Annotated in this window: 16 protein-coding genes and 1 pseudogene; 3 read left to right on the top strand and 14 right to left on the bottom strand. The window is 68.5% G+C overall.

Annotated features, from left to right (window positions below):
- Positions 1-29 precede the first annotated feature (29 nt).
- Positions 30-2,498 carry a GDYXXLXY domain-containing protein gene (locus tag CCA01S_RS15625; protein WP_066455974.1) on the top strand — a complete coding sequence of 823 codons (2,469 nt, stop codon included), beginning with the start codon at positions 30-32 and terminating at the stop codon, positions 2,496-2,498.
- 5 nt (positions 2,499-2,503) lie between these two features.
- On the opposite strand, the gene CCA01S_RS15995 is transcribed toward CCA01S_RS15625, so the two are convergent.
- The 10 genes and pseudogenes from CCA01S_RS15995 to CCA01S_RS06760 form a co-directional block, all read right to left on the bottom strand.
- Positions 2,504-3,511, bottom strand: a complete 1,008-nt coding sequence (locus CCA01S_RS15995) for a glutamyl-Q tRNA(Asp) synthetase (RefSeq protein ID WP_232304995.1) — start codon at positions 3,509-3,511, stop codon at positions 2,504-2,506.
- A gap of 43 nt (positions 3,512-3,554) precedes the next feature.
- A complete protein-coding gene (locus CCA01S_RS06800) occupies positions 3,555-4,022 on the bottom strand; it encodes a Smg family protein (protein ID WP_066455972.1) in 468 nt (155 codons plus the stop codon).
- A 189-nt stretch (positions 4,023-4,211) separates the two neighbouring features.
- Positions 4,212-4,661, bottom strand: coding sequence for an RES family NAD+ phosphorylase (locus tag CCA01S_RS06795; RefSeq protein ID WP_066455969.1), 450 nt, complete (start codon positions 4,659-4,661; stop codon positions 4,212-4,214).
- Entirely contained in the window at positions 4,658-5,107 is a 450-nt protein-coding gene (locus CCA01S_RS06790; RefSeq protein WP_066455968.1) for an Xre family toxin-antitoxin system antitoxin, read from the bottom strand. The genes CCA01S_RS06795 and CCA01S_RS06790 overlap by 4 nt, the downstream gene beginning before the upstream one ends.
- A gap of 75 nt (positions 5,108-5,182) precedes the next feature.
- Positions 5,183-7,276: an acetyl/propionyl/methylcrotonyl-CoA carboxylase subunit alpha gene (locus tag CCA01S_RS06785; protein WP_066455967.1), complete on the bottom strand. Its 2,094-nt coding sequence runs from the start codon at positions 7,274-7,276 to the stop codon at positions 5,183-5,185.
- 15 nt (positions 7,277-7,291) lie between these two features.
- Complete coding sequence (locus CCA01S_RS06780; protein ID WP_066455965.1) at positions 7,292-8,893, bottom strand: carboxyl transferase domain-containing protein; 1,602 nt, start codon at positions 8,891-8,893, stop codon at positions 7,292-7,294.
- Positions 8,894-9,026: 133 nt separating this feature from the next.
- Positions 9,027-10,208 (bottom strand): acetyl-CoA C-acyltransferase, encoded by a 1,182-nt coding sequence (locus CCA01S_RS06775; RefSeq protein WP_066455963.1) that lies wholly within the window; start codon positions 10,206-10,208, stop codon positions 9,027-9,029.
- A gap of 15 nt (positions 10,209-10,223) precedes the next feature.
- Positions 10,224-12,080 carry a bifunctional isocitrate dehydrogenase kinase/phosphatase gene (gene aceK, locus CCA01S_RS06770; RefSeq protein WP_066455960.1) on the bottom strand — a complete coding sequence of 619 codons (1,857 nt, stop codon included), beginning with the start codon at positions 12,078-12,080 and terminating at the stop codon, positions 10,224-10,226.
- Positions 12,081-12,084: 4 nt separating this feature from the next.
- Positions 12,085-13,263: an isovaleryl-CoA dehydrogenase gene (locus CCA01S_RS06765; protein ID WP_066455954.1), complete on the bottom strand. Its 1,179-nt coding sequence runs from the start codon at positions 13,261-13,263 to the stop codon at positions 12,085-12,087.
- A 170-nt stretch (positions 13,264-13,433) separates the two neighbouring features.
- Positions 13,434-13,802 (bottom strand): annotated as a pseudogene (locus CCA01S_RS06760) (MerR family transcriptional regulator); the annotation flags it as partial.
- Positions 13,803-13,910: 108 nt separating this feature from the next.
- On the opposite strand from CCA01S_RS06760, the gene CCA01S_RS06755 reads away from it, so the two are divergent.
- Together CCA01S_RS06755 and CCA01S_RS06750 are read left to right on the top strand one after the other, a co-directional pair.
- Positions 13,911-14,987 (top strand): MBL fold metallo-hydrolase, encoded by a 1,077-nt coding sequence (locus CCA01S_RS06755; protein WP_066455952.1) that lies wholly within the window; start codon positions 13,911-13,913, stop codon positions 14,985-14,987.
- A 12-nt stretch (positions 14,988-14,999) separates the two neighbouring features.
- On the top strand, positions 15,000-16,217 hold the full coding sequence (locus CCA01S_RS06750; RefSeq protein WP_066455950.1) for a trans-sulfuration enzyme family protein: 1,218 nt from the start codon (positions 15,000-15,002) through the stop codon (positions 16,215-16,217).
- 30 nt (positions 16,218-16,247) lie between these two features.
- On the opposite strand, the gene CCA01S_RS06745 is transcribed toward CCA01S_RS06750, so the two are convergent.
- From CCA01S_RS06745 to CCA01S_RS06730, 4 genes are all read right to left on the bottom strand, one after another.
- On the bottom strand, positions 16,248-16,877 hold the full coding sequence (locus CCA01S_RS06745; RefSeq protein ID WP_066455947.1) for a thiol:disulfide interchange protein DsbA/DsbL: 630 nt from the start codon (positions 16,875-16,877) through the stop codon (positions 16,248-16,250).
- 63 nt (positions 16,878-16,940) lie between these two features.
- On the bottom strand, positions 16,941-17,654 hold the full coding sequence (locus CCA01S_RS06740; RefSeq protein ID WP_066455944.1) for an SPOR domain-containing protein: 714 nt from the start codon (positions 17,652-17,654) through the stop codon (positions 16,941-16,943).
- A gap of 3 nt (positions 17,655-17,657) precedes the next feature.
- Entirely contained in the window at positions 17,658-19,340 is a 1,683-nt protein-coding gene (argS, locus tag CCA01S_RS06735) for an arginine--tRNA ligase (protein WP_066455941.1), read from the bottom strand.
- Positions 19,341-19,417: 77 nt separating this feature from the next.
- Positions 19,418-22,390 (bottom strand): phospholipase effector Tle1 domain-containing protein (locus CCA01S_RS06730; protein ID WP_198149917.1); only part of this gene is annotated, 2,973 nt, incomplete at its 5' end.

Here is a 22,390-nt window from a genome sequence, read left to right as displayed (position 1 = left end):
GCGCGGATCATACGAGGGGGCCTCTTAGCATGCAAGTCACCGAACCCGGGGCGCCACCGCTCAGCCCGGCCCCTTGGCGCCAGGAACTGGCCCAGGGGCTGGCCTGGCTGGCTGCCCTGTTGGGCGGCACGGCGCTGCTGTCCTGGGTGGCCGCGAACTGGCCGCAGATGGGGGCAAACGCCCGTCTGGCGCTGGTTCAGGGGGTCTTGGCGGTGCTGGTGCTGCTGGCTGCGGGGCTGGCCTGGCGCGCCAGCCGCTGGGCCTCGCTGGTGGCGAGCCTGGCTGCTGTCGCAACGGGTGCCTTGCTGGCACTGATAGGGCAAATATATCAAACAGGGGCCGATGCCTGGCAATTGTTCGCCGTGTGGGCCGTGCTCGTCGTGCCCTGGCTGGCCTGCTGGCGCGCGGTGCCGCTGGTGTTGCTCTGGGTGGCGTTGCTCAATCTGGCCCTCTGGGCGTACACCGGCGCCGCGGCGGCGTCCATCTGGTGGCGGTGGCCCGAGAGCGGCTCCGGGGCCGCCGCGTCGGCGCTGGTGCTGCTCAATGGCGCGCTGCTGGCCGCGGCGGAAGGGCTGCGGGCCTGGCTGCCGGATCGCTGGCGCATCGTGCGGCGGGTGCTGGCGGCGGTGCTGCTGGGCTGGGCGTTCGGCGCGGCGGTGCAGGCGGTCAGTCTGGACGCCGCGTCGCGTATCGTGCCGCCGCTGCTGGTCGGCCTGGTGCCGACGCTGGCCGTGTATGCCGCCTATGCCTGGTGGCGCCGGGACGCGGCCGTGGTGGCCCTGGCCCTGCTGGCGGGGATCGGCGTGCTGGGGGTGGCCAGCCTGCCCGTGCTCGACTCCATCGACGCGGCGCTGGGCCTGGCCGTGCTGCTGTTGCTGCTGGGCTTGTGGGCCGTGCGGCACGTGCTGCGGCTGCGGCAGGCATCCCGGGATGGTCTGTCTGCGGCGTCCGTGCCCTGGTATCTCACCGTGCTGCGCGTCGGCGTGCTCGTCCCGGTGGTGCTGTTGCTGGGGGTTTGGCTGGCCGCCAGCTTCGATCTCACGTCGGCGGGCGACGCCCTGCTCGTGGCGGTTTTGCTGGTCGTGCCCGCGCTGTGGCTGGATCGCGGCACGGCCAGCGCTCTGGGCCACGAGGTCGGCGCCGTGCTTGCTGTGCTGGGCGTGCTGCTGGCCGCCGTGGCGGCGCTGGTGCTCATGGATGCGGACGCCCATGCCGCGTGGCGGCTGCCTGTCGTGCTGGTCTTTGGGCTGTGTGTTTATGTTGGCCTGCGCCAGCCGGTGGTGCGCTTGCTGACGGCGTGGTTGACGCTGCTGGCGGCGCTTTGGCTCATCAGCCCGCTTGTCCATGACTTCGGCTGGCAGGCGGATGCGCAAGGGGTCGGGACGGCGCATCTGGCGGTTCGCCTCTGGTTTTGCCTGGCCCTGGGGGTCGGCCTGTGGGTCTGGGCGCTGCGCGCCGACCACCGCGCCGCCTGGCGGCCCTTGGCTTGGGCATTGATGGCCGTGGCCGCCCTTCTGGCGGGGCTCATCGAGCAGTGGGCCGGTGTGTCCGCCTGGGATGGCCCCTGGGACGGCTTGGCGGCCCTGTGGCTGTGCGCCCTGTTGCCTGGGCTCTTGCTGGGGGCCCGGCTGGCAACGCGCCGCCCCGCGCCGTCCGCGTCTTTGCGCCTGGGGCTGCCGCTGGCCCTCTGCGCCGCCAGCCTGGGCTGGATCGACATCCCCGCCCTGTCGGTGGCCTTGACGGGTCTTGTGCTGGGGCGCCTGACGCGGCATCGTCCTTTGATGGGCCTGTCGGTGGCGCTGGGCGTGTGCGGCCTGGCGGCGTATTACCTGAATGCCGCCAACGGTGTCAGCCTCGTCGCCAAGGCCACCCAGCTGGCCGTCACCGCCGCCTGGCTGGCGGGCGTGGCGCTGATCCTGTGGCGGCGCAATCGGGGTGCGCCGCTTGCCTCCGAGGCGAAGGCGGTCGCCAGTGCCTCGCGCCAGTCCTGGCGCGCCCTGGTTTGCGTGCTGGGCGGCGTACTGGTGCTGGGCATGGCGCAGGCGCAGGTTTACCGCCACCAGGCCATTCTGACCCAAGGCCAGCCCGTGATCCTGGCGCTGGCGCCGGTGGATCCGCGTTCGCTGCTGCAGGGCGACTACATGGCGCTGGATTATGCCGTGCGCCAGTCCGCCATCGGCTGGCTGCGGGGTCATCCCCAGGTGCAATCTGCCGTGCAGGCCTCGGGCCGCGGCTGGCTCGTGCTGCGGGTCGATGCCCAGGGGGTGGCGCAGCTGCAAGCCGTGTCGCCCGCGCCGCCCGTCGCGCTGCCGCCCGATGTCCACGCCCTGGCCTTCCACTGGCGCGGCGCCCGTCCCGACTGGGGCGCTTCCAGCTGGCTGTTCCCCGAAGGCCAGGGCGCCCGCTACGCCGCCGCCCGTTATGGCGTGCTGCGTGTCATGCCCGATGGCCGCGCCCTGCTGGCCGGTCTGCTGGATGCGCGACAAAAACCGCTGTAGGGGCTTTATGGCACGAAGCGCCGCGCCCATTGGGCGGTTGCCTGCGGCCAGAATGCGTCGAGGGTGGCGACGGACAGCCGCGCGAATCCCAGGGCCTGCCAGGCCTGTTGCAGGCATTCCAGCGGCGCGTCCAGGTTGAGGGCCGGAGCGTGGTTCTGCTTGGACAGCTTGCGCCCGGCGGCGTCCAGGATCAGCGGCACGTGCATCACGCGTGGATAGCGCAGGCCCAGCGCGCGCGCCAGGTGCTGTTGCCGGGCGGTGGAATCCAGCAGGTCGGCGCCGCGCACGATGTCCGTCACGCCCTGCCGCGCGTCGTCCACCACCACGACCAGCTGGTAGGCCCACAAGCCGTCGGCGCGACGAATGATGAAGTCGCCCACGGCGGCGGCCACGTCCTGACTTTGCGTGCCCAGCCAGCGGTCGCGAAAGGTTTCGATGCCCGATTCCACCAGAAAGCGCCAGGCTGCTTTGCGGGCGCGAGGTGTCTGCGGCGGTGGCTTGCCTGACTGGGCTGGATCGCGTGGCAAAGCGGTATTTGGCACACCGTCGTTCGGCTTATCATCCACTACTACGGATGCGAACAGTGGGCCCTCGTCGCTCGGGGGGCTCGCGGGGGCGTGCCGCCCGGCGTGGGCGCTGGCTCCCACCATGGTCGGGCGGCACGTGCCCGGGTAAGGCCCGGGCGGCAGTTCGCGTCGCGTGCAGTGGCAGGCGTAGACGCGGTTCGCCGCCCGCAGCCGGGCGAACGCCTGCGCGTACAGCGCGTGGCGCTGCGTCTGCCAGACGGGGGCGGCGTCCCAGTGCAGGCCCAGGGCCTGCAGCTGCCGCAAAATGATGCGGTCGGCGCCCGGCACCGTGCGTGGTTCATCGATGTCTTCGATGCGCACCAGCCAGTGCCCGTGCTGGGCGCGCGCGTCCAGATAGCTGGCCAGCGCCGCCACCAGCGAACCCGCGTGCAGCGGCCCGCTGGGGCTGGGGGCGAAGCGTCCTACGTAAGGGGGGAAGGAAGGCACGCCAGTATCGCGTATCGGAGGGCCTTGAGCCAGGAGCCGCTGGTCAGTGGAAAGGCCGTTTCTGATCGTCGGCCAGCAGTTCTTCGAACACCAGATGATCAACCTCGGCTTGCTGGCTCCAGAGCACCATCAGCGCCAGCACCTTGATCTCGGCGATGGACAGCGGCGAATGACGGGCCGACTGCGCGGCCTCGATGAGGATTTCGCGGTAGGCCGTGGGCAGGCTGCCCGAGCTTTCGAGAAACATGATGAAGCCGATGGCCTCGCTGCCCAGTGCCTGGTATTCGTCGTCGGTGTACAGCCGCGAGGCCTGGTGCGCATGGGGGTGTACCGCCCCCAAGGTGACGCAGTGCTCGGTCGTGCTGGCCAGGTCGCGCAGCCAGCTCAGGGCGTCGTCGATGTCCTCGTCTTCGAACCCGACGGCGGCCAGCTTGCTAGCCAGCACCTCGGCCTTGGGGCAGGCCTGCGGCGTGTAATAGTTTTCGAACAGATAGACCAGGATGTCGTACATGGCAGTTGGTAAAGCGGTGTCTCTGCCTAGTGTACTTGGCCTGCCGAAAGTCTGCGGGCGAACCTGCGAATTCAAAGCGCCCGACTGACGAATTTGGGCGAACCATTCCGGCACCTCGACAGCCTGGTTGATTTCGCGCTGCGCGCGGCGGCGCTGGGGCCGTGATGGGCAGCTCGTGCCGCAGCCCCTCTACCGGCGCCTGAACAGCCGCTGATCCAGCTGCAGGGTTTCGATGCTCAGCGTCGCCTGGCCGGACAGCGGATGGCTTGGATTGAATAGCCAGTTGTCTGTGTGGGGCATGATGGCGCTGGGCACGCGCAAGAGGGCGGTGGCGCCTTCTTCCAGCCAGGTGTCCCCGATCTGCTGCGTGAGGGCCTGGCGCTCTGGCCAGTCGTCGGGCAGGGACAGGGCATCTTGGCTGGTCACGAGGGCGTCGGGGATATGGATGCGCATCAGCCGCAGTTGTTCGGGCACGTCTTCGGGGTCGATCTCCAGATGCACCAGCACTTCGAGCATGGCGCTGGCCGGGGTTTCAGTCAGGTAGACGATGGGGCGCCCTGCGCGATGCCAGCGGCCCGAGGCGAACAGGCCACCGCGCCCACTGAGATCGGGAAACGCGCTGATGCGCCACAGGATCAAAAAGAGTACCCCTCGGCCAGCTGAATGAGCATTTCTTCTACCTGGCGGGTGCCTTGCAGGCTGGCCAGCATGCTCACGGGGCTGTGGCCGTCGAAGCGCGTCTTGGGCTTGTTGAGCCAGCGCCTGGCCTTGTCGCGGCTGCGAAAGATGGTCTCGGCCATTGCCGTGATGTGGGCCGCCCGGAAAAGCCGGTCGCTTTCGGCAACGGTGAGGGGCTGGCTTTTTTCGAGGCGGTTCTTGAGCGTGCGCAGGGGGATGATCTGGTCGCGCTCGGTGGGGCTCATGTCGCCCTGCTCGCAGAGTTCGATCAGCCGGTCGGCGGGGAAGCCCTGGACGATGCGCTCGTGGATCTGGATTTCGCTGGCATCGTCGGGGATGCCCAGCAAGGCGCTGAGGCGGCTGCGGTAGGCAGCGTAAGCGGGCGGACGTAGTACTTCGGCATACATGGCGCAAGACCCTCGGTGTGGAACCGGCGTTTCCCTTATTCTATCAGGCAAACGCCGGTATTGAGCGGCGAGTCTTCAGTCCGCCGCCTCCAGCCCGATCAGCGTCACGCCTTCCTGCACCTGGTCGCCCACGGCGTAGAACACTTCTTGTACAACGCCGTCGTGGGGGGCTTCGATGGTGTGCTCCATTTTCATGGCTTCCATCACCACCAGCGGCTGGCCTTGCTTGACCGTGTCGCCAGGCGCCACGGCGACCGACAGGATCTTGCCCGGCATGGGCGCCGTGAGCCCGCCGCCCGCCGCGTCGGCCTGCCCGGTGGCCAGGGCGATGGGGTCGTTCCAGGCGAGCGTGGTGCGCTGGCCCGCGGCAAAGACGTCCAGCCGCAAGGCCTTTTGGTAGACCTCGCCGCGCACCTCGTGGCCGCCCAGCCGCACGCGCAGCTGTCCGGGGTGGCGGTGATCCGCCTGCCAGGAAAAGGCCTGGAATTCGCCCCCGTCGATGGCCAGGAACCAGTCGGTGCCGGTGCGGCGCGCGTGGATCAGGCGCTCGCCTTGCGTGTCTTGCAGCGGCAGCGTGCGCGCGTAGACGCCGCCCACGCGCCAGCCGTCGGTGGCCAGCCAGGGGCTGGCAGCCAGGGTCGGGGCCTGCGCCTGGCTGCCAGCGGGTGTGGCGGCTGGGTGTTGCGCAGCAGGGAACTGAGCGGTCTGGGATTGCATGACCTGGCCAGAGGCCGGCTGTCCGGGTCGGCCCAGCAGCGCGGCGCAGGCCAGGGCCAGCGCGTCATCCGGGGCCGCCGCGGCCGCCGGGGACAGCCGCTCGTGCTCGCGCGGGATCAGCCCGGTATCCAGGCGCGCGGCAGCGAAATCCGGGTCGCCCATCAGGCGGCCCAGGAACGCGATGTTGGTGTGCAGCCCGGTCGCCCGCACGGCGGCCAGGGCGTGGCGCATGCGCTGGCGCGCCTCTTCGCGATCCTTGCCGTGCACGATGAGCTTGGCGATCATCGGGTCGTAATACGGGGTGATGGTGTCGTCTTCGCGCACGCCGCCGTCCACGCGCACCGGGCCCGTCTGGAACGAGACGTGGGCGGGCCAGCGCAGCACGTCCAGGTGGCCGATGCTGGGCAGAAAGTCTTTGTCGGGGTTTTCAGCGTAGATGCGCGCCTCGATGGCGTGCCCGTGGATGTGCAGCTGGTCTTGCCGCAGCGGCAGGGGCTCGCCCGCCGCCACGCGCAGCTGCCATTCGACCAGATCCTGGCCCGTGATGGCCTCGGTGACGGGGTGTTCGACCTGCAGGCGGGTGTTCATCTCCATGAAATAGAAGCGCCCATCGGGTTCGGCGATGAATTCCACCGTGCCGGCGCCCACATAGCCCACGGCCTGGGCGGCGGCCACGGCGGCCTCGCCCATGGCCGCGCGCCGCTCGGGCGTCATGCCTGGGGCCGGGGCTTCTTCGACCACCTTTTGAAAGCGGCGTTGCACCGAGCAGTCGCGCTCGAACAGGTAGACGCACTGTCCCTGGGTGTCGGCAAAGACCTGGATTTCGATGTGGCGCGGCTTTTGCAGGTAGCGTTCGACGAGCACCAGCGGATTGCCGAAGCTGCTGGCGGCCTCGCGCTGGCAGGAGGCCAGGGCGTCGGCAAAGGCGGCGTCGGTCTCGACGATGCGCATGCCCTTGCCCCCGCCGCCGGCGCTGGCCTTGATGAGCACGGGGTAGCCGATGGCGCGCGCTTGCTCTTGCAGGAATTCGGGCTCTTGCCGCTCGCCGTAGTAGCCGGGGACCAACGGCACATTGGCCGTCGCCATCAGCGCCTTGGCCGCCGATTTGCTGCCCATCGAGGCGATCGCCTGGGCTGGGGGGCCGATAAAGGCCAGCCCGGCCTGGGTGCAGGCTGCGGCAAACTCGGCGTTTTCAGAGAGAAAGCCATAGCCTGGGTGGATGGCCTGGGCGCCTGTCTGCTGCGCCGCCTGCAGGATGGCGTCAGCGCGCAGATAGCTGGCCTTGGGCTCGGGCCCGCCGATGCACACGGCCTCGTCGCAGGCCTGCACGTGGCGTGCCCCGGCGTCGGCTTCGGAATACACCGCGACGGTGCGGATGCCCAGGCGCCGGGCGGTGGCCGCGATGCGGCAGGCAATCTCGCCACGGTTGGCGATCAGAATCTTGTCGAACATGAGGTCTCCTGGCTCTTACATGCGGAACACGCCAAAGCGCGTGGCTTCGACCGGGGCGTGGCGGGCGGCGGCCAGCCCCAGGCCCAGCACGCGGCGCGTGTCCGAGGGGGCGATGATGCCGTCGTCCCACAGCCGGGCGCTGGCGTAATACGGGTGGCCTTCGTGTTCGTACTGCGCGCGGATGGGGGCTTTGAAGGCTTCTTCCTCGTCCGCCGACCACTGCCCGCCCTTGCGTTCGATGTTGTCGCGGCGCACCGTGGCCAGCACGCTGGCGGCCTGCTCGCCGCCCATCACCGAGATGCGCGCGTTGGGCCACAGGAACAGCAGCCGGGGGCCGAAGGCGCGCCCGCACATGCCGTAGTTGCCCGCGCCAAACGAACCGCCGATGAGCACGGTGAATTTGGGCACCGAGGCGGTGGAAACCGCCGTGACCATCTTGGCGCCGTGGCGCGCGATGCCTTCGTTTTCGTATTTGCGGCCCACCATGAAGCCGCTGATGTTCTGCAGAAAGACCAGGGGGATGTTGCGCTGGCAGCACAGCTCGATGAAGTGCGTGCCCTTTTGCGCCGCTTCGGAAAACAGAATGCCGTTGTTGGCGATGATGCCCACGGGCATGCCGTAGATCGTGGCAAAGCCGGTGACCAGCGTCGTGCCGAAGCGCGCCTTGAACTCTTCGAAGTTGGAGCCATCGACGATGCGCGCGATGACCTCGCGCACGTCGTAGGGCTTGCGCGTGTCTTGCGGGATGATGCCGTCGAGTTCGGCGGGGTCGTAGACGGGCTCGTCCCAGGGGCCCGCGTCGGGCAGGGGCGGGCGGTGCAGGCGCGCGACGGCCTCGCGCGCCAGGCGCAGGGCGTGCGTGTCGTCTTCGGCCAGGTGGTCGGCCACGCCCGAGAGCCGGGTGTGTACGTCGCCGCCGCCCAGGTCTTCGGCGGACACCTCTTCGCCGGTGGCCGCCTTCACCAGCGGCGGGCCACCCAGGAAAATGGTGCCTTGGTTACGCACGATGATGGATTCGTCGCTCATGGCGGGCACGTAGGCGCCGCCCGCCGTACACGAGCCCATCACCACGGCCAGCTGGGCGATGTTCATGGACGACATCACGGCCTGGTTGTAGAAGATGCGCCCGAAGTGTTCGCGGTCGGGAAAGACTTCGTCCTGGTTGGGCAGGTTGGCCCCGCCGGAATCGACCAGGTACACGCAGGGCAGGTGGTTTTGCTGGGCGACCTCTTGGGCGCGCAGGTGTTTTTTCACCGTCAGCGGGTAATAGGTGCCGCCCTTGACGGTGGCGTCGTTGCAGACGATGACGCATTCGGTGCCGCTCACGCGCCCGATGCCGGTGATGAGGCCCGCGCCGGGCGAGGCATTGTCGTAGACGTCGTGGGCGGCCAGGGGGGAAAGCTCCAGAAACGGGGTGCCGGGGTCCAGCAGCCGCTCGACGCGCTCGCGCGGCAGCAGCTTGCCGCGCGCCAGGTGCCTGGCGCGCGCCGCTTCGCTGCCGCCCAGGGCCGTGCGGGCGATCTGGGCCCGCAGGTCGTCGGTGAGCGCACGCATGGCGCGGGCGTTGTCCTGGAATTCTGCTGAACGCGGGTTGACGCGAGACTCGATGACCGGCATGTCGTTTCCTGGAATGGTGTTGGGAGCCCTGTGACGCCAGGGCCAGAGTGCGGTGCGTGGCCGGGCCTGGCGTATCGCAGGCCCGCCGCACGTGGAAGGCCGGCGCTCGTGGCGCCGCCCTTCGGGGGCTTGCTTACAGCATCTCGACGGCCAGCGCCACGGCTTCGCCGCCGCCGATGCACAGCGAGGCGATGCCGCGCTTGCCGCCGGTCTGGCGCAGGGCGCCGAGCAGCGTGGTGAGCAGGCGGGCGCCCGATGCGCCGATGGGGTGGCCCAGGGCGGTGGCGCCGCCGTGGATGTTGACGCGCTCGTGCGGGATGCCGAGTTCTTTTTCAGCCGCCATGGTGACCACGGCGAAGGCTTCATTGATTTCGTAGAGATCGACGTCCTTGGCCGTCCAGCCGGTCTTGGCGAAGATTTTCTGGATGGCGCCCACCGGGGCGGTGGTGAACCATTCGGGTTCTTGCGCGTGCTGCGTGTGGGCGACGATGCGCGCCAGCGGCTTGACGCCCAGCGCTTTGGCCTTGGACTCGCGCATCACCACCAGGGCCGAGGCGCCGTCGGAAATGGACGAGGCGTTGGCGGCGGTGATGGTGCCGTCTTTCTTGAAGGCGGGCTTGAGGGTGGGGATTTTTTCGGGCATGGCCTTGGTGGGGCCTTCGTCGGTGTCGATGACGGTATCGCCCTTGCGGCCCTTGACCGTGACCGGCGCGATTTCCCACTTGAAGCTGCCGTCTTCGGTGGCCTTGCGCGCGCGGCGCAGTGATTCGAGCGAGAAGGCGTCTTGTTCTTCGCGGCTGAAGTGATACTTGGAGGCGCAGTCTTCGGCGAACACGCCCATGGCGGTGCCGCGCTGGTAGGCGTCTTCCAGGCCGTCGAGCGCCATGTGGTCGTAGACGGTGGAATGCCCGTAGCGGTAGCCCTGGCGGCCGCGCAGCAGCAGGTAGGGGGCGTTGCTCATGCTTTCCTGGCCGCCGGCCACCACCACGTCGGCGGATTCGGCCTTGATGAGGTCGTGGGCCAGCATGACGGCCTTCAGGCCCGAGCCGCAGACCTTGTGCAGCGTGCTGGCGGGCACGCTCTTGGGCAGGCCGGCGCCGATGGCCGCCTGGCGCGCCGGGGCCTGGCCCTGGCCCGCCTGCAGCACGTTGCCCATGATGACTTCGGATACGGCCTCGCCCGGGATGCCCGCGCGCTCGACGGCGGCGCGGATGGCGATCGACCCCAGCTCGTGGGCCGACAGACCGGAGAGGCTGCCCATCATCCCCCCCATGGGGGTGCGGACGGCGGAGACGATGACGATGGAATCGGACATGGTGAACTCCTGGTGTTAAAGGGGGTGCTTGACGGCGTCCGGGCTGGATGCCGCCGCTTGGAAATGCAGGCGCCGCGAGGGGTCGTAGGGGAAGATGTCCTCGATCCGCCCCTGGGAAGCCCGGGTGCGGCAGTCCTGCCACCATTGTGCCTGTAAAAGCGGGGCATGATGCTTCAGGAAGGCGGCCCGCACGCGTGCGTCGCCCAGCAGGAAATGCGCGAATTCTTCCGGGAAGACATCGTTGGGGCCCACGGGATACCAAGGCTCTCCGGACATTTCTGCCTCTTCGTTGGGGGCCGGAGGGATGCGGCGAAATTGCATTTCCGTCATGCGCTGTATTTCGTCGTAGTCATAGAACACCACGCGCCCCAGGCGGGTGACGCCGAAATTCTTGTACAGCATGTCGCCCGGGAAGATGTTGGCGGCGGCCAGTTCGCGGATGGCCTGGCCGTATTGCCGTACGGCGGCTTCCAGCGCGGAATCCGAGGCGCTCGCCAGGAAGATGTTGAGCGGCGTCATGCGCCGTTCGATGTAGACGTGCTTGAAGACGATGAGATCGTCGGTTTCTTCGATCAGGCTGGGGACTTCGCGGCGCAGGCTGTCGAGCAGCTGGGGCGAGAAACGCTGGCGCGGCAGCGCCACCAGCGAGTATTCCCAGGTGTCGGCCATGCGCCCGACCCGGTCGTGCTTTTTCACCAGCTGGTATTTCTGCCGCACCGTGGGGGCGTCCATGCCGTCTTTGGCGATGCGGTCGCGGATGAGCTTGAAGACGTAGGGGTAGGAAGGCAGTGTGAAGACCGTCATCACCATGCCCTGGATGCCGGGCGCGTGGTCGAAGGCGTCGCGCGAATGCCCCAGGTGGTGCAGGAAATCGCGGTAGAACAGCGTCTTGCCCTGCTTTTGCAACCCCAGCGTGGTGTAGATCTCGGCCTTGGGCTTGCGCGGAAACAGCGACGACAGGAAATCGACGTAGGCCGCCGGTGCTTCCATGTCCACCAGAAAATAGGCCCGGGTGAAGCTGAACAGCGTGCTCAGGTCGTCGCTGGTGTGCAGCAGCGCGTCGAGCTGGATGTGGCCCGAGGGCGTGTGCAGCAGCGCGATGGCAAAGGGGTGGATGGCCGTCTGGTTGATCAGGCGCCCGACGATGTACGCCCCCTTGTTGCGAAAGAACAGGGTGTTGAGCACCTGGATCTGGCAGTCGGCCGCCAGGCGCTTGCCCAGGCCGCGCGGCAGCACGTTGCGCAGGTGGCGCAGGCCCTTGTGCGCCAGGCGGCGGGCATCGTCGGGCAAGTCGTGGTATGGCGCGGCCAGGCCGAAGTCGGCCACCAGGCGCACCAGGCAGGGCAGCAGCCCCTCGGTGAGCGGGTAGTACGACCGGTAGGTGGTGAGCGAGCCATCGATGTAGTCGGTGGCGATGGCCGGGCGCACGAAGAGGAAATCGTTGTTGAAATAATTGCGGTGCAGGATGCGGCAGGACACCGAGTTGAAGAAGGTCTCGGCGCACTCGGGCTGCAGATGGCTGGCCAGCAGGGCGATGTAGCAGGTCTTGGCCGCCTGCCAGAATTCGAGCTGCTCGGGCGTCAGCGCCGTGTCGGCGGCCGTCTGCCCGGGGGTCGAGCCGCGCAGCGCCTGGCCCAGCATGATGGCGCATTCGCGTACCCGGGTGTCGTAGTATTCGATGCGCTCGCGCGAGAGCTGCTGGATGCCGTGCCAGTCGCCTGATTCGAACAGCGCCTTGGCGCGCTGTGCGCTGTAGCGAAAGAGCGAATAGTGGCGGTTGAAGCCCGCGAGAATCATGCGCGCCACGGCCTCGGGGGGCTGCCCCCGGGGCGCCACTGGTTCGATGCGTTGCAGATCGCCTTCGTTGCGCATGGCGTCAGGCCGTTTCGTTGAACAGCTCGCGGCCGATCAGCATGCGCCGGATTTCGCTGGTGCCCGCGCCGATTTCATAGAGCTTGGCGTCGCGCCACAGGCGCCCGGTGGGGTTGTCGTTGATGTAGCCGTTGCCCCCCAGGATCTGGATGCCCTCGCCCGCCATCCAGGTGGCTTTCTCGGCGCAGTACAGGATGACGCCCGCGCAATCCTTGCGCACCTGGCGCACGTGCTGCGTGCCCAGGCGGTCGAGGTTCTTGCCCACGGTGTAGCAGAAGGCGCGGCAGGCCTGCAGGGTGGTGTAGAGGTCGGCCAGCTTGCCCTGGATGAGCTGGAATTCGCCGATGGCCTGGCCGAACTGCTTGCGCTCGTGCACGTAGGGCACGACCACATCCATGACGGCCTGCATGATGCCCAGGGGGCCGGCGGCCAGCACGGCGCGCTCGTAGTCGAGCCCGCTCATGAGCACCTTGACCCCGCCATTGAGCTCGCCCAGGATGTTCTCGGCGGGCACGGCGCAGTCCTGGAACACCAGTTCGCCCGTGTGCGAGCCGCGCATGCCCAGCTTGTCGAGCTTTTGCGCCACTGAGAAGCCGGCGAAGCCCTTTTCGACGATGAAGGCCGTGATGCCGCGCTGGCGGGCGTCGGGATCGGTCTTGGCGTAGACCACCAGGGTGTCGGCGTCCGGGCCGTTGGTGATCCACATCTTGGTGCCGTTGAGCACGTAGTGGTCGCCGCGCTTCTCGGCGCGCAGGCGCATGCTGACGACGTCCGAACCCGCGCCGGGTTCGCTCATGGCCAGGGCGCCGATCTGTTCGCCGGAAATCAGCCCGGGCAGGTATTTGCGCTTTTGCGCCTCGGTGCCGTTGCGGTGGATCTGGTTGACGCACAGGTTGGAGTGCGCGCCGTAGGACAGCGCGATCGAGGCGCTGGCGCGCGAGATTTCTTCCATGGCGATCATGTGCGCCAGATAGCCCAGGTTGGCACCCCCGTAGGCTTCGCCCACCGTCACGCCCAGCAGGCCCAGTTCGCCGAATTTGCGCCAGAGATCCATGGGGAACTGGTCGTCGCGGTCGGCGGCGGCGGCGCGCGGCGCGATCTCGGCCTGCGCGAAGTCGCGCACGGCGTCGCGCAGCATGTCGAGGTCGGAGCCTAGTTCAAAGTTCAGGCCGGGTAGATCCATGGTGTGTCTCCTGTCGGGCGTCGGCGTTATCGGTGGGTGAGTTCGAGATTCGCGGCGCGGGACGCGCCGCGGCGGCTGGCCGTTTGGGCCGTTGCCGGGTCTTGTGTCGGGGGTGTCTGGGCGGCGGTGGCCGCGTGCGGCCCGTTGGCCGCTGCGTCCTGGCGCGTGCGCAGCAGCGCCGCGCAATCGGCCTGCTGGCGGCGCAGTTCTTTCAGGGTTTCGTCGATGTCGAGGCGCTGTTGTTCAAGCTTCTGGCGGTGGGCGTCGAGCACCTGGGCGTAGTGCTGCAGCTGGGCCGTGGTGCTGGCGTGGCTGCGGTCGTACAGGTTGATGAGCGTGACGATTTCGGCCAGCTGCAGGCCCAGGCGCCGCCCGCGCAAGGCGAGCTTCAGGCGGGTGCGGTCGCGGCTGGCATAGACGCGGTTGCGCCCCTGGCGCGTCGGGCTGACGATGCCCTGGTCTTCGTAGAAACGGATGGTGCGCGGGGTGACGTCGAACTCTCGGGCCAGTTCGGAGATCGTCCAGGTGGCTTGGCTCATGTGGCGTGCGCCTCGCAGTCAAAGTGAGCGTTCATTATGCATGCAGTTTACGTCAACGTAAAGATGAGACTCTGACATAATATGGAATACGAATAAAGGAGACGTGGCATGAATCCGCAAGAACAAGAACTGGACTACCCCTGGGGCACGACGCTGCCCGAACCGGGCCAGGCACAAGTGCTGGCCGACGGCGTGCGCTGGCTGCGCATGCCGCTGCCCTTTGCCCTCGATCACATCAATCTATGGCTGCTGCGCGACCACATCGACGGCCGCGACGGCTGGACAGTCGTCGATTGCGGCATCGACCGCGCCGAGGTGCGCGCGTGCTGGGAAACCGCCTTCGAGCAGGCGCTCGACGGGCTGCCCGTGCTGCGCGTCATCGTTACCCACATGCACCCTGATCACGTCGGCCTGGCGCACTGGCTGTGCGCCCGCTGGCAGGCGCCGCTGTGGATGTCCATGGCCGACTTTGCCCTGGCGCGGCTGTGGGCCGGGGCCTCGGTGGCCGATACCGCCGTCGAGGGCAGCGGCCCGGCGGGCGCCGCGGCGGCGCGCCATTTTGCCCGCCATGGCCTGGTCGATCCCGAAGCTCAGGCGCTCATCAGCAAGCGCCACGACTACTACGCCCGCCTGGTGCCCGACGTGCCGCCGCGCTTCCATCGCCTGCTGGATCGCCAGGAAGTGCAGATCGGCGGCCGCGCCTGGCACGTCATCGTGGGCTATGGCCACGCGCCCGAGCACGTCTCGCTGTGGTGTCCCACGCTCGACGTGCTGATTTCCGGCGATATGGTGCTGCCGCGCATTTCCACCAACGTCAGCGTGTTCGACCTCGAACCCGAGGCCAATCCGCTGCCGCTGTATCTCGATTCGCTCACCGCCTACGACGTGCTCCCCGAGGACGCTCTGGTGCTGCCGTCGCATGGCCGACCCTTCAAGGGGCTGCACCAGCGCATTGCCCAGCAGCAGGCGCATCACGCCCAACGCCTGGCCGAGGTTCAAGCCGCCTGTGTGCAGCCGCGCAGCGCCTTCGACCTGCTGCCCGTGCTGTTTCATCGCAAGCTCGACATGCACCAGCTGGGCTTTGCCATGGGCGAAGCCATCGCCCATTTGCACGCCCTATACTTCCAGGGGGCCCTGACCCGTTCGGTGGATGCCGACGGGGTGTACCGCTTCCAGCAATCCTGAACCACAATCGCCATGACCTCTTCTTCTTCCGAACACGCCACCGACCGCATCGACACCCGGCTGCAGCACATCGGCCAGGCGCCGCTCGATCCCATTACCGGCGCCGGGCCGGTGGCCCTGCCTTCGATGCGCACCAGCACGGTGCGCTTCGCCTCGATGGATGTGCTCGATCGCACGCAGGCCGCCAAGCAGCGCGGCGAGCGCGCGCCCACCTATGGCCGGGTGGGCCTGCAGACCCACGCGGCGCTCGAAGACCTGCTGTGTCAGCTCGAAGGCGGCCAGCGCGCGTTTCTCGCGCCGTCGGGCATGGCCGCCATCAGCATGGCCCTCATGGCCTGCCTGAGCCAGGGCGAACACGCGCTGGTGGTCGATTGCGTCTACGGCCCGGTGCGCTATCTGCACCAGACGATCCTCTCGCGCATGGGCATCAGCATGGATTTCGTGGCGCCTTCGCTCGACCGCCTGCAAGCCGCCCTGCGCCCCGAAACCCGCGTGCTGTATCTCGAATCCCCGGGTTCACTGCTGCTCGAAATGCTCGATCTGCCCGCGCTGTCGCAGTGGGCGCATCAGCACAACCTGACGGTCATCGTCGACAACACCTGGGGCTCGGGCTACATCTACCAGCCCCTGGCGCTGGGGGCCGACATTTCCGTGGTGGCGGGCACCAAGTACATCGGTGGTCACTCCGACCTGATGCTGGGCGCGGCCATCACCCAAGACGCCGCCCTGGTGCACAAGCTGCACGAAACCCACTACGCGCTGGGCAGCACGGTCAGCGCCGACGACGCCTGGTTGGCCATTCGCGGCGCCCGCACCCTGGGCCTGCGCATGCGCACCTGCGCCGAGCACGCGATGGTGGTGTGTCAGTGGCTGGCGCGCCAGCCGCAGGTGTCGCACCTGTTTTTCCCCGCCTGGCCGGGCGATCACGGCCACGCGCTGTGGCAGCGCGATGCCACGGGCTCCAACGGCCTGCTGTCGGTGGCGGTGGATTTCACCGAGCCGCAGGTGCGCCAGGTGATCGACAGCCTGCGCCTGTTCGGTATTGGTTATTCGTGGGGCGGCTACGAAAGCCTGGTCACGCAGGTCGAGCCATCCGCCCTGGCGTCGCACAGCTACTGGGCGCGGGTGGCCGACGAGCGCATGAAAACCGGCACGGTGTTGCGCCTGCATATCGGGCTGGAAGACCCGGCGGATCTGATCGCCGACCTGCGGCAGGCGTTTGCCGCCTGAGTGCGTGGGCCTGGGCGCAGGCCCAGGCGCTTACTGCGCGATCCCTTGTGACAAGATTTGCTTCACCAGCGTGTCGGTTTCGTCGATGGCGCCTTGGTAGGTGCCCGTCTGCGCCGGTGAGGTCACGAACTTGCCGCCGACCGCAAACGACGGCGTGCCGTCGATCTTGTAGGCTTGCGTCAGTTCGTCGGCACGCGCCACCTTCGTCTGCACGCCAAACGAATTGAATGCGTCCATGAAGGCCTTGCGGTCTACCCCCTGCGTCGCCACCCAGTCGGCGATGGCGTCCGCCTTGAACAGGTCTTTGCCTTCTTCGTGGATGGCCTTGAACACCGCCCCATGCAGGTCGAGGCGGCCCAGCGCTTCAAGCGTGTAGTACAGCTTCTGCTGGTCACGCATGCTGGCGTTGAACGCCACCGGCACGCCCTTGAACACCACCGTGGACGGAATCGTCTTCAGCCATTTCTCGACCAGCGGCTCGATCTTGGCGCAGTGCGGGCAGGAGTAAGAGAAGAATTCAAGCACTTCGACCTTGCCCGGTGTGTCCGAGGGCTGCGCCGGGTCGAGCGTCGTGTACGAAGCCGCCTGGGCGGGCGCCATGGCCAGCGCGGCCAGGCCCAGCAGCAGGCCCGAGGCGAAACGGGAAATCAAAGCAATCATGATCAAGCTCCAAAAAGTGCACGAAACACTATAACCAGATTGGGCCTGGCCTGCGCTATCGCTTCAGGGCCGCACGATGGATGAGTCGATCTTTTCGTCGCCCAGTTTCGTACGGGCGCGGTTCATTTCATCCAGCCCCTTGAAGGGGCCCACGCGCACCCGGTTGATCGGGCCGCCATTGGATTCACCCGCTTCGATGCGCACCGGCAGGCCCAGCAGCACCACGCGCGCGAGCATCGTCTGCGCCTCGGCCTTGGAACGGAAGGCCCCCGTCTGCAGGTAATACGTAGCCTTGGCGCTGGCCGCCGCCTTGCTGCCGGGTGTCGGCGTGGCTGTCGTTGGCCTGGTGTTGCCAGCCGCCGTCGCGGGCTTGGTCGGCGTGGGCGCAGCCACGCTGGGCGCCTTGCTTAGTGGCGCCAGCGGCGGCGGGGGCGCGGGGGGCTGCAAGCCGGCAATCAGCTGGCCGATCGAGTCGGAGCCCGGGGCCGCCCCCGGTTCGGGCGCCGGGGCGGGCGGATTGCTGGCGCTGCCCCCTTGCGCAAAGTTGCGCGTGCCCGCTGGGCCGTCCTTGCCGTAGAGCGCGATATTGGGGTCGGGTGCGTTTTTCAGGTCGGGCAGCAGGGTGGCGGGCGGCGTGCGGGTGGCTTTGTCCTTGAAGGGCATGGGCGCCTTGGTGACGAAAAGCGCCACGGCCACGGCGGCCGCCACCCCCAGCACCATGCCCAGTGCCAGACCAAACCAGGTGCCCCCGGACGACTTTTTCTTGCGTGTGGCCATGTCTTACATTTTCTCGGGTGCGCGCACGCCCAGCAGCCCCAGGCCGTTGGCGATGACCTGGGCCGTGGCCCGGGCCAGGCGCAGGCGGGCCGCCATCAGCGCGGCGTCGTCCACCAGGATGCGCTCGGCGTTGTACCAGGCGTGGAAGTCGGCGGCGCAGTCGCGCAGCCAGAAGGCCAGCTGGTGCGGCGCGAGTTCGCGGGCCGCCTGCGTGAGCACGTTGGGGTATTCGGCCAGGCGCTGCATCAGGGTGATTTCGCTGGGTGCCGTGAGCAGCGCCGGGTCGGCGGCCTGCGTGGCGGCGGTGCCTTCGTGCTGGCGCAGCAGCGAGTGGATGCGCGCGTGGGCGTACTGGATGTAGTACACCGGGTTTTCCTCGCTGTGCGACAGGGCGAGGTCGATGTCGAAGGTGAATTCGGAATCGGCGCGGCGCTGGGCCAGGAAAAAGCGCACCGCGTCGCGCCCCACCCAGTCGATGAGGTCGCGCAGCGTGACGTAGCTGCCCGCGCGCTTGGAAATCTTGACCTCGGCGCCGTCGCGCATCACGCGCACCATCTTGTGCAGCACGTAGGCCGGGTAGTCGGCGGGGATGCCCAGCCCCAGCCCTTGCAGGCCGGCGCGCACCCGGGCGATCGTGCCGTGGTGGTCGGTGCCCTGGATGTTGATGGCGTGATGAAAGCCGCGTTCCCACTTGGCGACGTGGTAGGCCACGTCGGGCACGAAGTAGGTGTAGCCGCCTTCGGACTTGCGCATCACGCGGTCTTTGTCGTCGCCCGTGCCGAGTTCGGTGGTGCGCAGCCACAGGGCGCCGTCCTGCTCATAGGTGTGCCCGGCATCGATGAGCGCCTGCACCGTGCGCTCGACCCGCCCGCTGGTGTAGAGCGAGCTTTCGAGATAGTAGTTGTCGAAGCGCAGGTTGAAGGCTTGCAGGTCGAGGTCTTGCTCGCGGCGCAGGTAGGCCACGGCAAAGCGGCGGATGGCATCGAGATCGTCGATCTCGCCGCTGGCCTGGATGGGTTCGCCGTCGCTGGCCTGCACCGTGGCGCGCGCCAGATAGTCGCGGGCGATATCGACGATGTAGTCGCCCTTGTAGCCGTCGGCGGGAAAATCGGCGCTGTCGGGTTCGATGCCCCGGGCGCGCGCCTGCACGCTGATGGCCAGGTTGTTGATCTGGTTGCCCGCGTCGTTGTAGTAGAACTCGCGCGTGACCTGCGCGCCCTGCGTGGCGAACAGGCGGCAGATGGAGTCGCCCAGCGCCGCCTGGCGGGCGTGGCCCACGTGCAGCGGCCCCGTGGGGTTGGCCGAGACGAACTCGACCAGAATGCGTTCGTCGTTGGCGGGCCGGTGGCCGTAGTGTTCGCCCTGGCGTGCGATGGTCTCGAGCACGGCCTGGTGGGCCGCCGCCGAGAGGCGGAAATTGATGAAGCCGGGGCCGGCCACTTCGGCGCTGGCGATGAGCGCGGCGGCATCCGGGTGCGCCAGCACGCCCTCGACGATGGCCTGGGCCAGCTCGCGCGGGTTGCGCCGGGCGCTGCGGGCGGCCTGCATGGCGATGTTGCAGGCCACGTCGCCGTGCGCGGCCACTTTGGGGCGTTCGAGCGTGATGTCCAGGGTGTTGCCCGGCAGCAGGGTGTCCAGGACGGAGCGCAAAAGGGTAATGAGCTGGGTGTGTTGCTCTGGTAGCATGACTGAATGATGGGTGACGGCCCCCTGCGGAAGAATCGGCGGGCCGGTATGAGACATCCCGAAATGATAGCCCGATTTCACGGCGATCGTGGGGTTGATGCAAGGCCGGGCATGCCCAGCTGTGCCGCCAGCCAGGCGTCGTAGCCCGTCATGTTCACCGCGCCCACCACCGTGCCCGCCTGTATTTGCCAGGCGCTGGTGCGCTGGATGAAGGTCTCGAACAGCGCCCGCTGGGCAGCGCCCAGCGCGGCGTCCTGGCCCTGGGGCCCCAGGGCCCGCGTGTCGGCGTCTTGCAGTTCGCGGTCGCCGCCCAGCAGGCGCTGGGCCGGGATGCGCTCGTCGTGCAGCCAGGGACGGCTCACCTGCAGGTCTTCTGGTGCCAGTGCCTGCATAGGAACCAGGGCCGCCAGCGCCTGCCAGCGCATCCAGTTCAGCGCCACGTCCGACAGGTCGCCAGCGGGCGTGGGTTGGCCGTGCTCGTCGAGCAGCAGGCCGCCGCCGATGTCGGCGTGGGCGCCGATGAAGGGGGCTTCGATCGTGTTGCCGCCCGCCCCTTGCGTGGCCGACACCAGGGGAAACAGGCTGCGAAACTCGTGCAGCGCGACGGCGTGCGCCACCCAGCTCCAGGCGCCCGAAATCGACAGGTCGTAGCCCGCGTTGGCGGCGCCCAGCAGGCCGAATTGCGCCACGGTGTCGAACAGCCCCAGAAAACGCAGATCGACGCACAGGCCGATGGTGCCGCGCAGAGGGTCGTCGTACGAGAACCAGCCATTGCGCGTCTGGCGCGCGATGCGATTGGCGAAGTCGCGCGCCAGGGCCGCGCCGCGCGAGTACCCCAGGATGTCGATGGGCACCGGCGTGGCCGAACCCTGCGCCCGTTGCAGGGCATTGAGCAGCGACTGCCACTGGTTGCGCACGATCTGGCCGCTGCTGGCCGCCGTCACCGCGTCCCAGTCGAGATACAGGTTATTGCCCGGCCCGGCGTGATAGAAGCTGGGGCCATCGTCGTAGCGCTGAGCCAGCTTCCAGACGTTGCTCTGGTTGGCGCGGCCATAGCGGGTGCCGTCGAAGGCCAGCAGGATCAGACCCAGCGGGTCGATGTGGCGCAAGGGCTGCTGGCGCGCATAGCCCAGCGCCTGCTGGCCGGGGACGGGCCCCAGGGGATCGGGTTCCAGGTACTGGCCGCGCGCGGGCAGATAAGTACGAAAAACGTTGTCGTGCCAGCCGGTCGTCGGGTCTTCGTCCTGACCCGGCCAGCGCAGCGGCAGCGACAGCGGCCCCCGTGGCCGTGTCTCTGGCGGCGGCTGCGTCGTCGTCGGCTGCATTGTCGGCTGCGGCTGCGGGGAGGTGAGGGTGATCTCCGTGGCGCGGCCCAGGATGTCGTGGAGGGCGTGCCAGCGCACCTGCTGGGCCTGGTCGGTCATCAGTACGGGGACGCCTTGCAGGTCGGCGTGGATGAAGTACAGCTGCGTGCGGCCCTGGGTGTCGGTTTCCAGCAGGCCCACCGGCACCTCCTGCGCGTAGATGTAACGCTGGCTGACGCCGAAGCCTGGGCGCGAGTGCGAGTGCGAGTGCGAATGCGAGGGCTGTGGATGCGTCGGACGCTGTTGCGAGAGCGAGGGCACGGACGGCAAGGTCGTGGACTGTGATGGCACGGACTGTGATGTCGCGGACTGTGAGGCTGCGGGCGGCCTGATCCAGCGCGCCACCAGGCGATTGTCCAGGTAGTAGCGCTCGATTTCCTGTCCCGCATGCCATTGGCGGATTTGCTGGCCGCGTGCGTCGTAGGTGTAGCGGCTGATCGTCCGTCCCTGTTCTTGTATCTCGGCCAGGCGCCGCTGGGCGTTGTAGCGCAGCGTGCGCTCGCCCACCCGGACAGGCAGGCCGCCCGTGTCCCGGAGAATGGCGGGCAGTCCGGCCTCCGCCGCGTCCGTCGGGGCCAGGCCGACATCGGGCCGCTGCGCGCCGGATCGCCCGGCATCCGGGGCCTGGGTGCTGACTGGCTTCGCATCAGCACGTTCGGAGCGCCTGGCGATCAGGCTGCCGTCGTCGTGCCAGGCCAGCCAGGTCGCTTGTGTGGCGGCGAAGGTCGGCGCTGGGGTCTCCTGTACGCCGATCAGGCGATCCCGGGCATCGTAGGCCATGCGCCGCAGCAGGACTCCGCCTTCGGGGTCGAGCAGCGTCTGGTGGGTGGCGCGGTGTCGGCTGTCGTACTGGCGCCGTTCTCCCCACAGGATGCGCTGCCCGGCGGAGAGCGCCAGCCGGTCGGCGCGTCCCAGCGCATCGGCGCCGCTTTGCAGGTGCAAGCCGTTGCCGTAGCGGTAGCCGGCCTGGCCGGGCACCGTGTCGATGACCGTCTGGCGAGCCCCGGCTGCGGTCTCCCAGACGATACCCGTGAGACGGCCCACGGGCGACCAGCGGTAGTGCAGCGAGCCGCCTTCGGGCAGCTGGTGCCGCGTCAGCCGATCGTGCGCGTCGTAGCTGAACGATTCCGTGTAGCGCAGGGTGCCATCGGGGTGTGGCCGGTGCACCGTGTGGGATTGCAGGCGGCCCGTGGCGTCATGCAACAGGTACTCGGTCTGCGCCGGGTGCGTCAGGCGGCTGACCTGGCGGCCCCGCCATTGCAGGGTGATGGGCACGTCCGGCTGGCCCTGACGTTGATGCAGCAGCCCGACAGGTCGGCCCGGCGCGTCGTAGCGGATGCTCAGCCGGTCGCCGTTGGCGTAGTCCAGCGCCTGCGGCCTGCCCGCGTGGTCGTGGCGCGCCAGAGTCGTGCCCGTCAATTGGCTGCCGCGCGTGCGCAGCCGCCCCGCGCGGTCGTAGTCCAGCCGCAGCCCCGGCCAGCCGCCGCGCGCCTGGCCCAGCTGTCCGATGCCGCCATCCGGGTGCCGACGGATGCGCAGGCCCTCGATCTCCGTCAGTCGGCCCCGGCCATCCCGGCGCACCCGGCTACCATCGGTGCCCGAACCCGAACCCGAACCCGAACCCGAACCCGAACCCGAACCCGAACCCGAACCCGAACCCGAACCCGAACCCGAACCCGAACCCGA

Source organism: Castellaniella caeni NBRC 101664 (assembly GCF_001592225.1).
Taxonomy (GTDB): domain Bacteria; phylum Pseudomonadota; class Gammaproteobacteria; order Burkholderiales; family Burkholderiaceae_B; genus Castellaniella; species Castellaniella caeni.
Note: the sequence above shows the minus strand (reverse complement) of the source record. Positions and strands in the feature narration are given on the sequence as shown.

Coding starts and splice junctions, on each gene's coding strand:
- CCA01S_RS06750 (WP_066455950.1), top strand. CDS start 15,000: ATGACCTCTTCTTCTTCCGAACACGCCACCGACCGCATCGACACCCGG.
- CCA01S_RS06780 (WP_066455965.1), bottom strand. CDS start 8,893: ATGCCGGTCATCGAGTCTCGCGTCAACCCGCGTTCAGCAGAATTCCAG.
- aceK (WP_066455960.1), bottom strand. CDS start 12,080: ATGCGCAACGAAGGCGATCTGCAACGCATCGAACCAGTGGCGCCCCGG.
- CCA01S_RS06785 (WP_066455967.1), bottom strand. CDS start 7,276: ATGTTCGACAAGATTCTGATCGCCAACCGTGGCGAGATTGCCTGCCGC.
- CCA01S_RS06800 (WP_066455972.1), bottom strand. CDS start 4,022: ATGTACGACATCCTGGTCTATCTGTTCGAAAACTATTACACGCCGCAG.
- CCA01S_RS06755 (WP_066455952.1), top strand. CDS start 13,911: ATGAATCCGCAAGAACAAGAACTGGACTACCCCTGGGGCACGACGCTG.
- CCA01S_RS06765 (WP_066455954.1), bottom strand. CDS start 13,263: ATGGATCTACCCGGCCTGAACTTTGAACTAGGCTCCGACCTCGACATG.
- CCA01S_RS15625 (WP_066455974.1), top strand. CDS start 30: ATGCAAGTCACCGAACCCGGGGCGCCACCGCTCAGCCCGGCCCCTTGG.
- CCA01S_RS06790 (WP_066455968.1), bottom strand. CDS start 5,107: ATGTATGCCGAAGTACTACGTCCGCCCGCTTACGCTGCCTACCGCAGC.
- argS (WP_066455941.1), bottom strand. CDS start 19,340: ATGCTACCAGAGCAACACACCCAGCTCATTACCCTTTTGCGCTCCGTC.
- CCA01S_RS06775 (WP_066455963.1), bottom strand. CDS start 10,208: ATGTCCGATTCCATCGTCATCGTCTCCGCCGTCCGCACCCCCATGGGG.
- CCA01S_RS06745 (WP_066455947.1), bottom strand. CDS start 16,877: ATGATTGCTTTGATTTCCCGTTTCGCCTCGGGCCTGCTGCTGGGCCTG.
- CCA01S_RS06740 (WP_066455944.1), bottom strand. CDS start 17,654: ATGGCCACACGCAAGAAAAAGTCGTCCGGGGGCACCTGGTTTGGTCTG.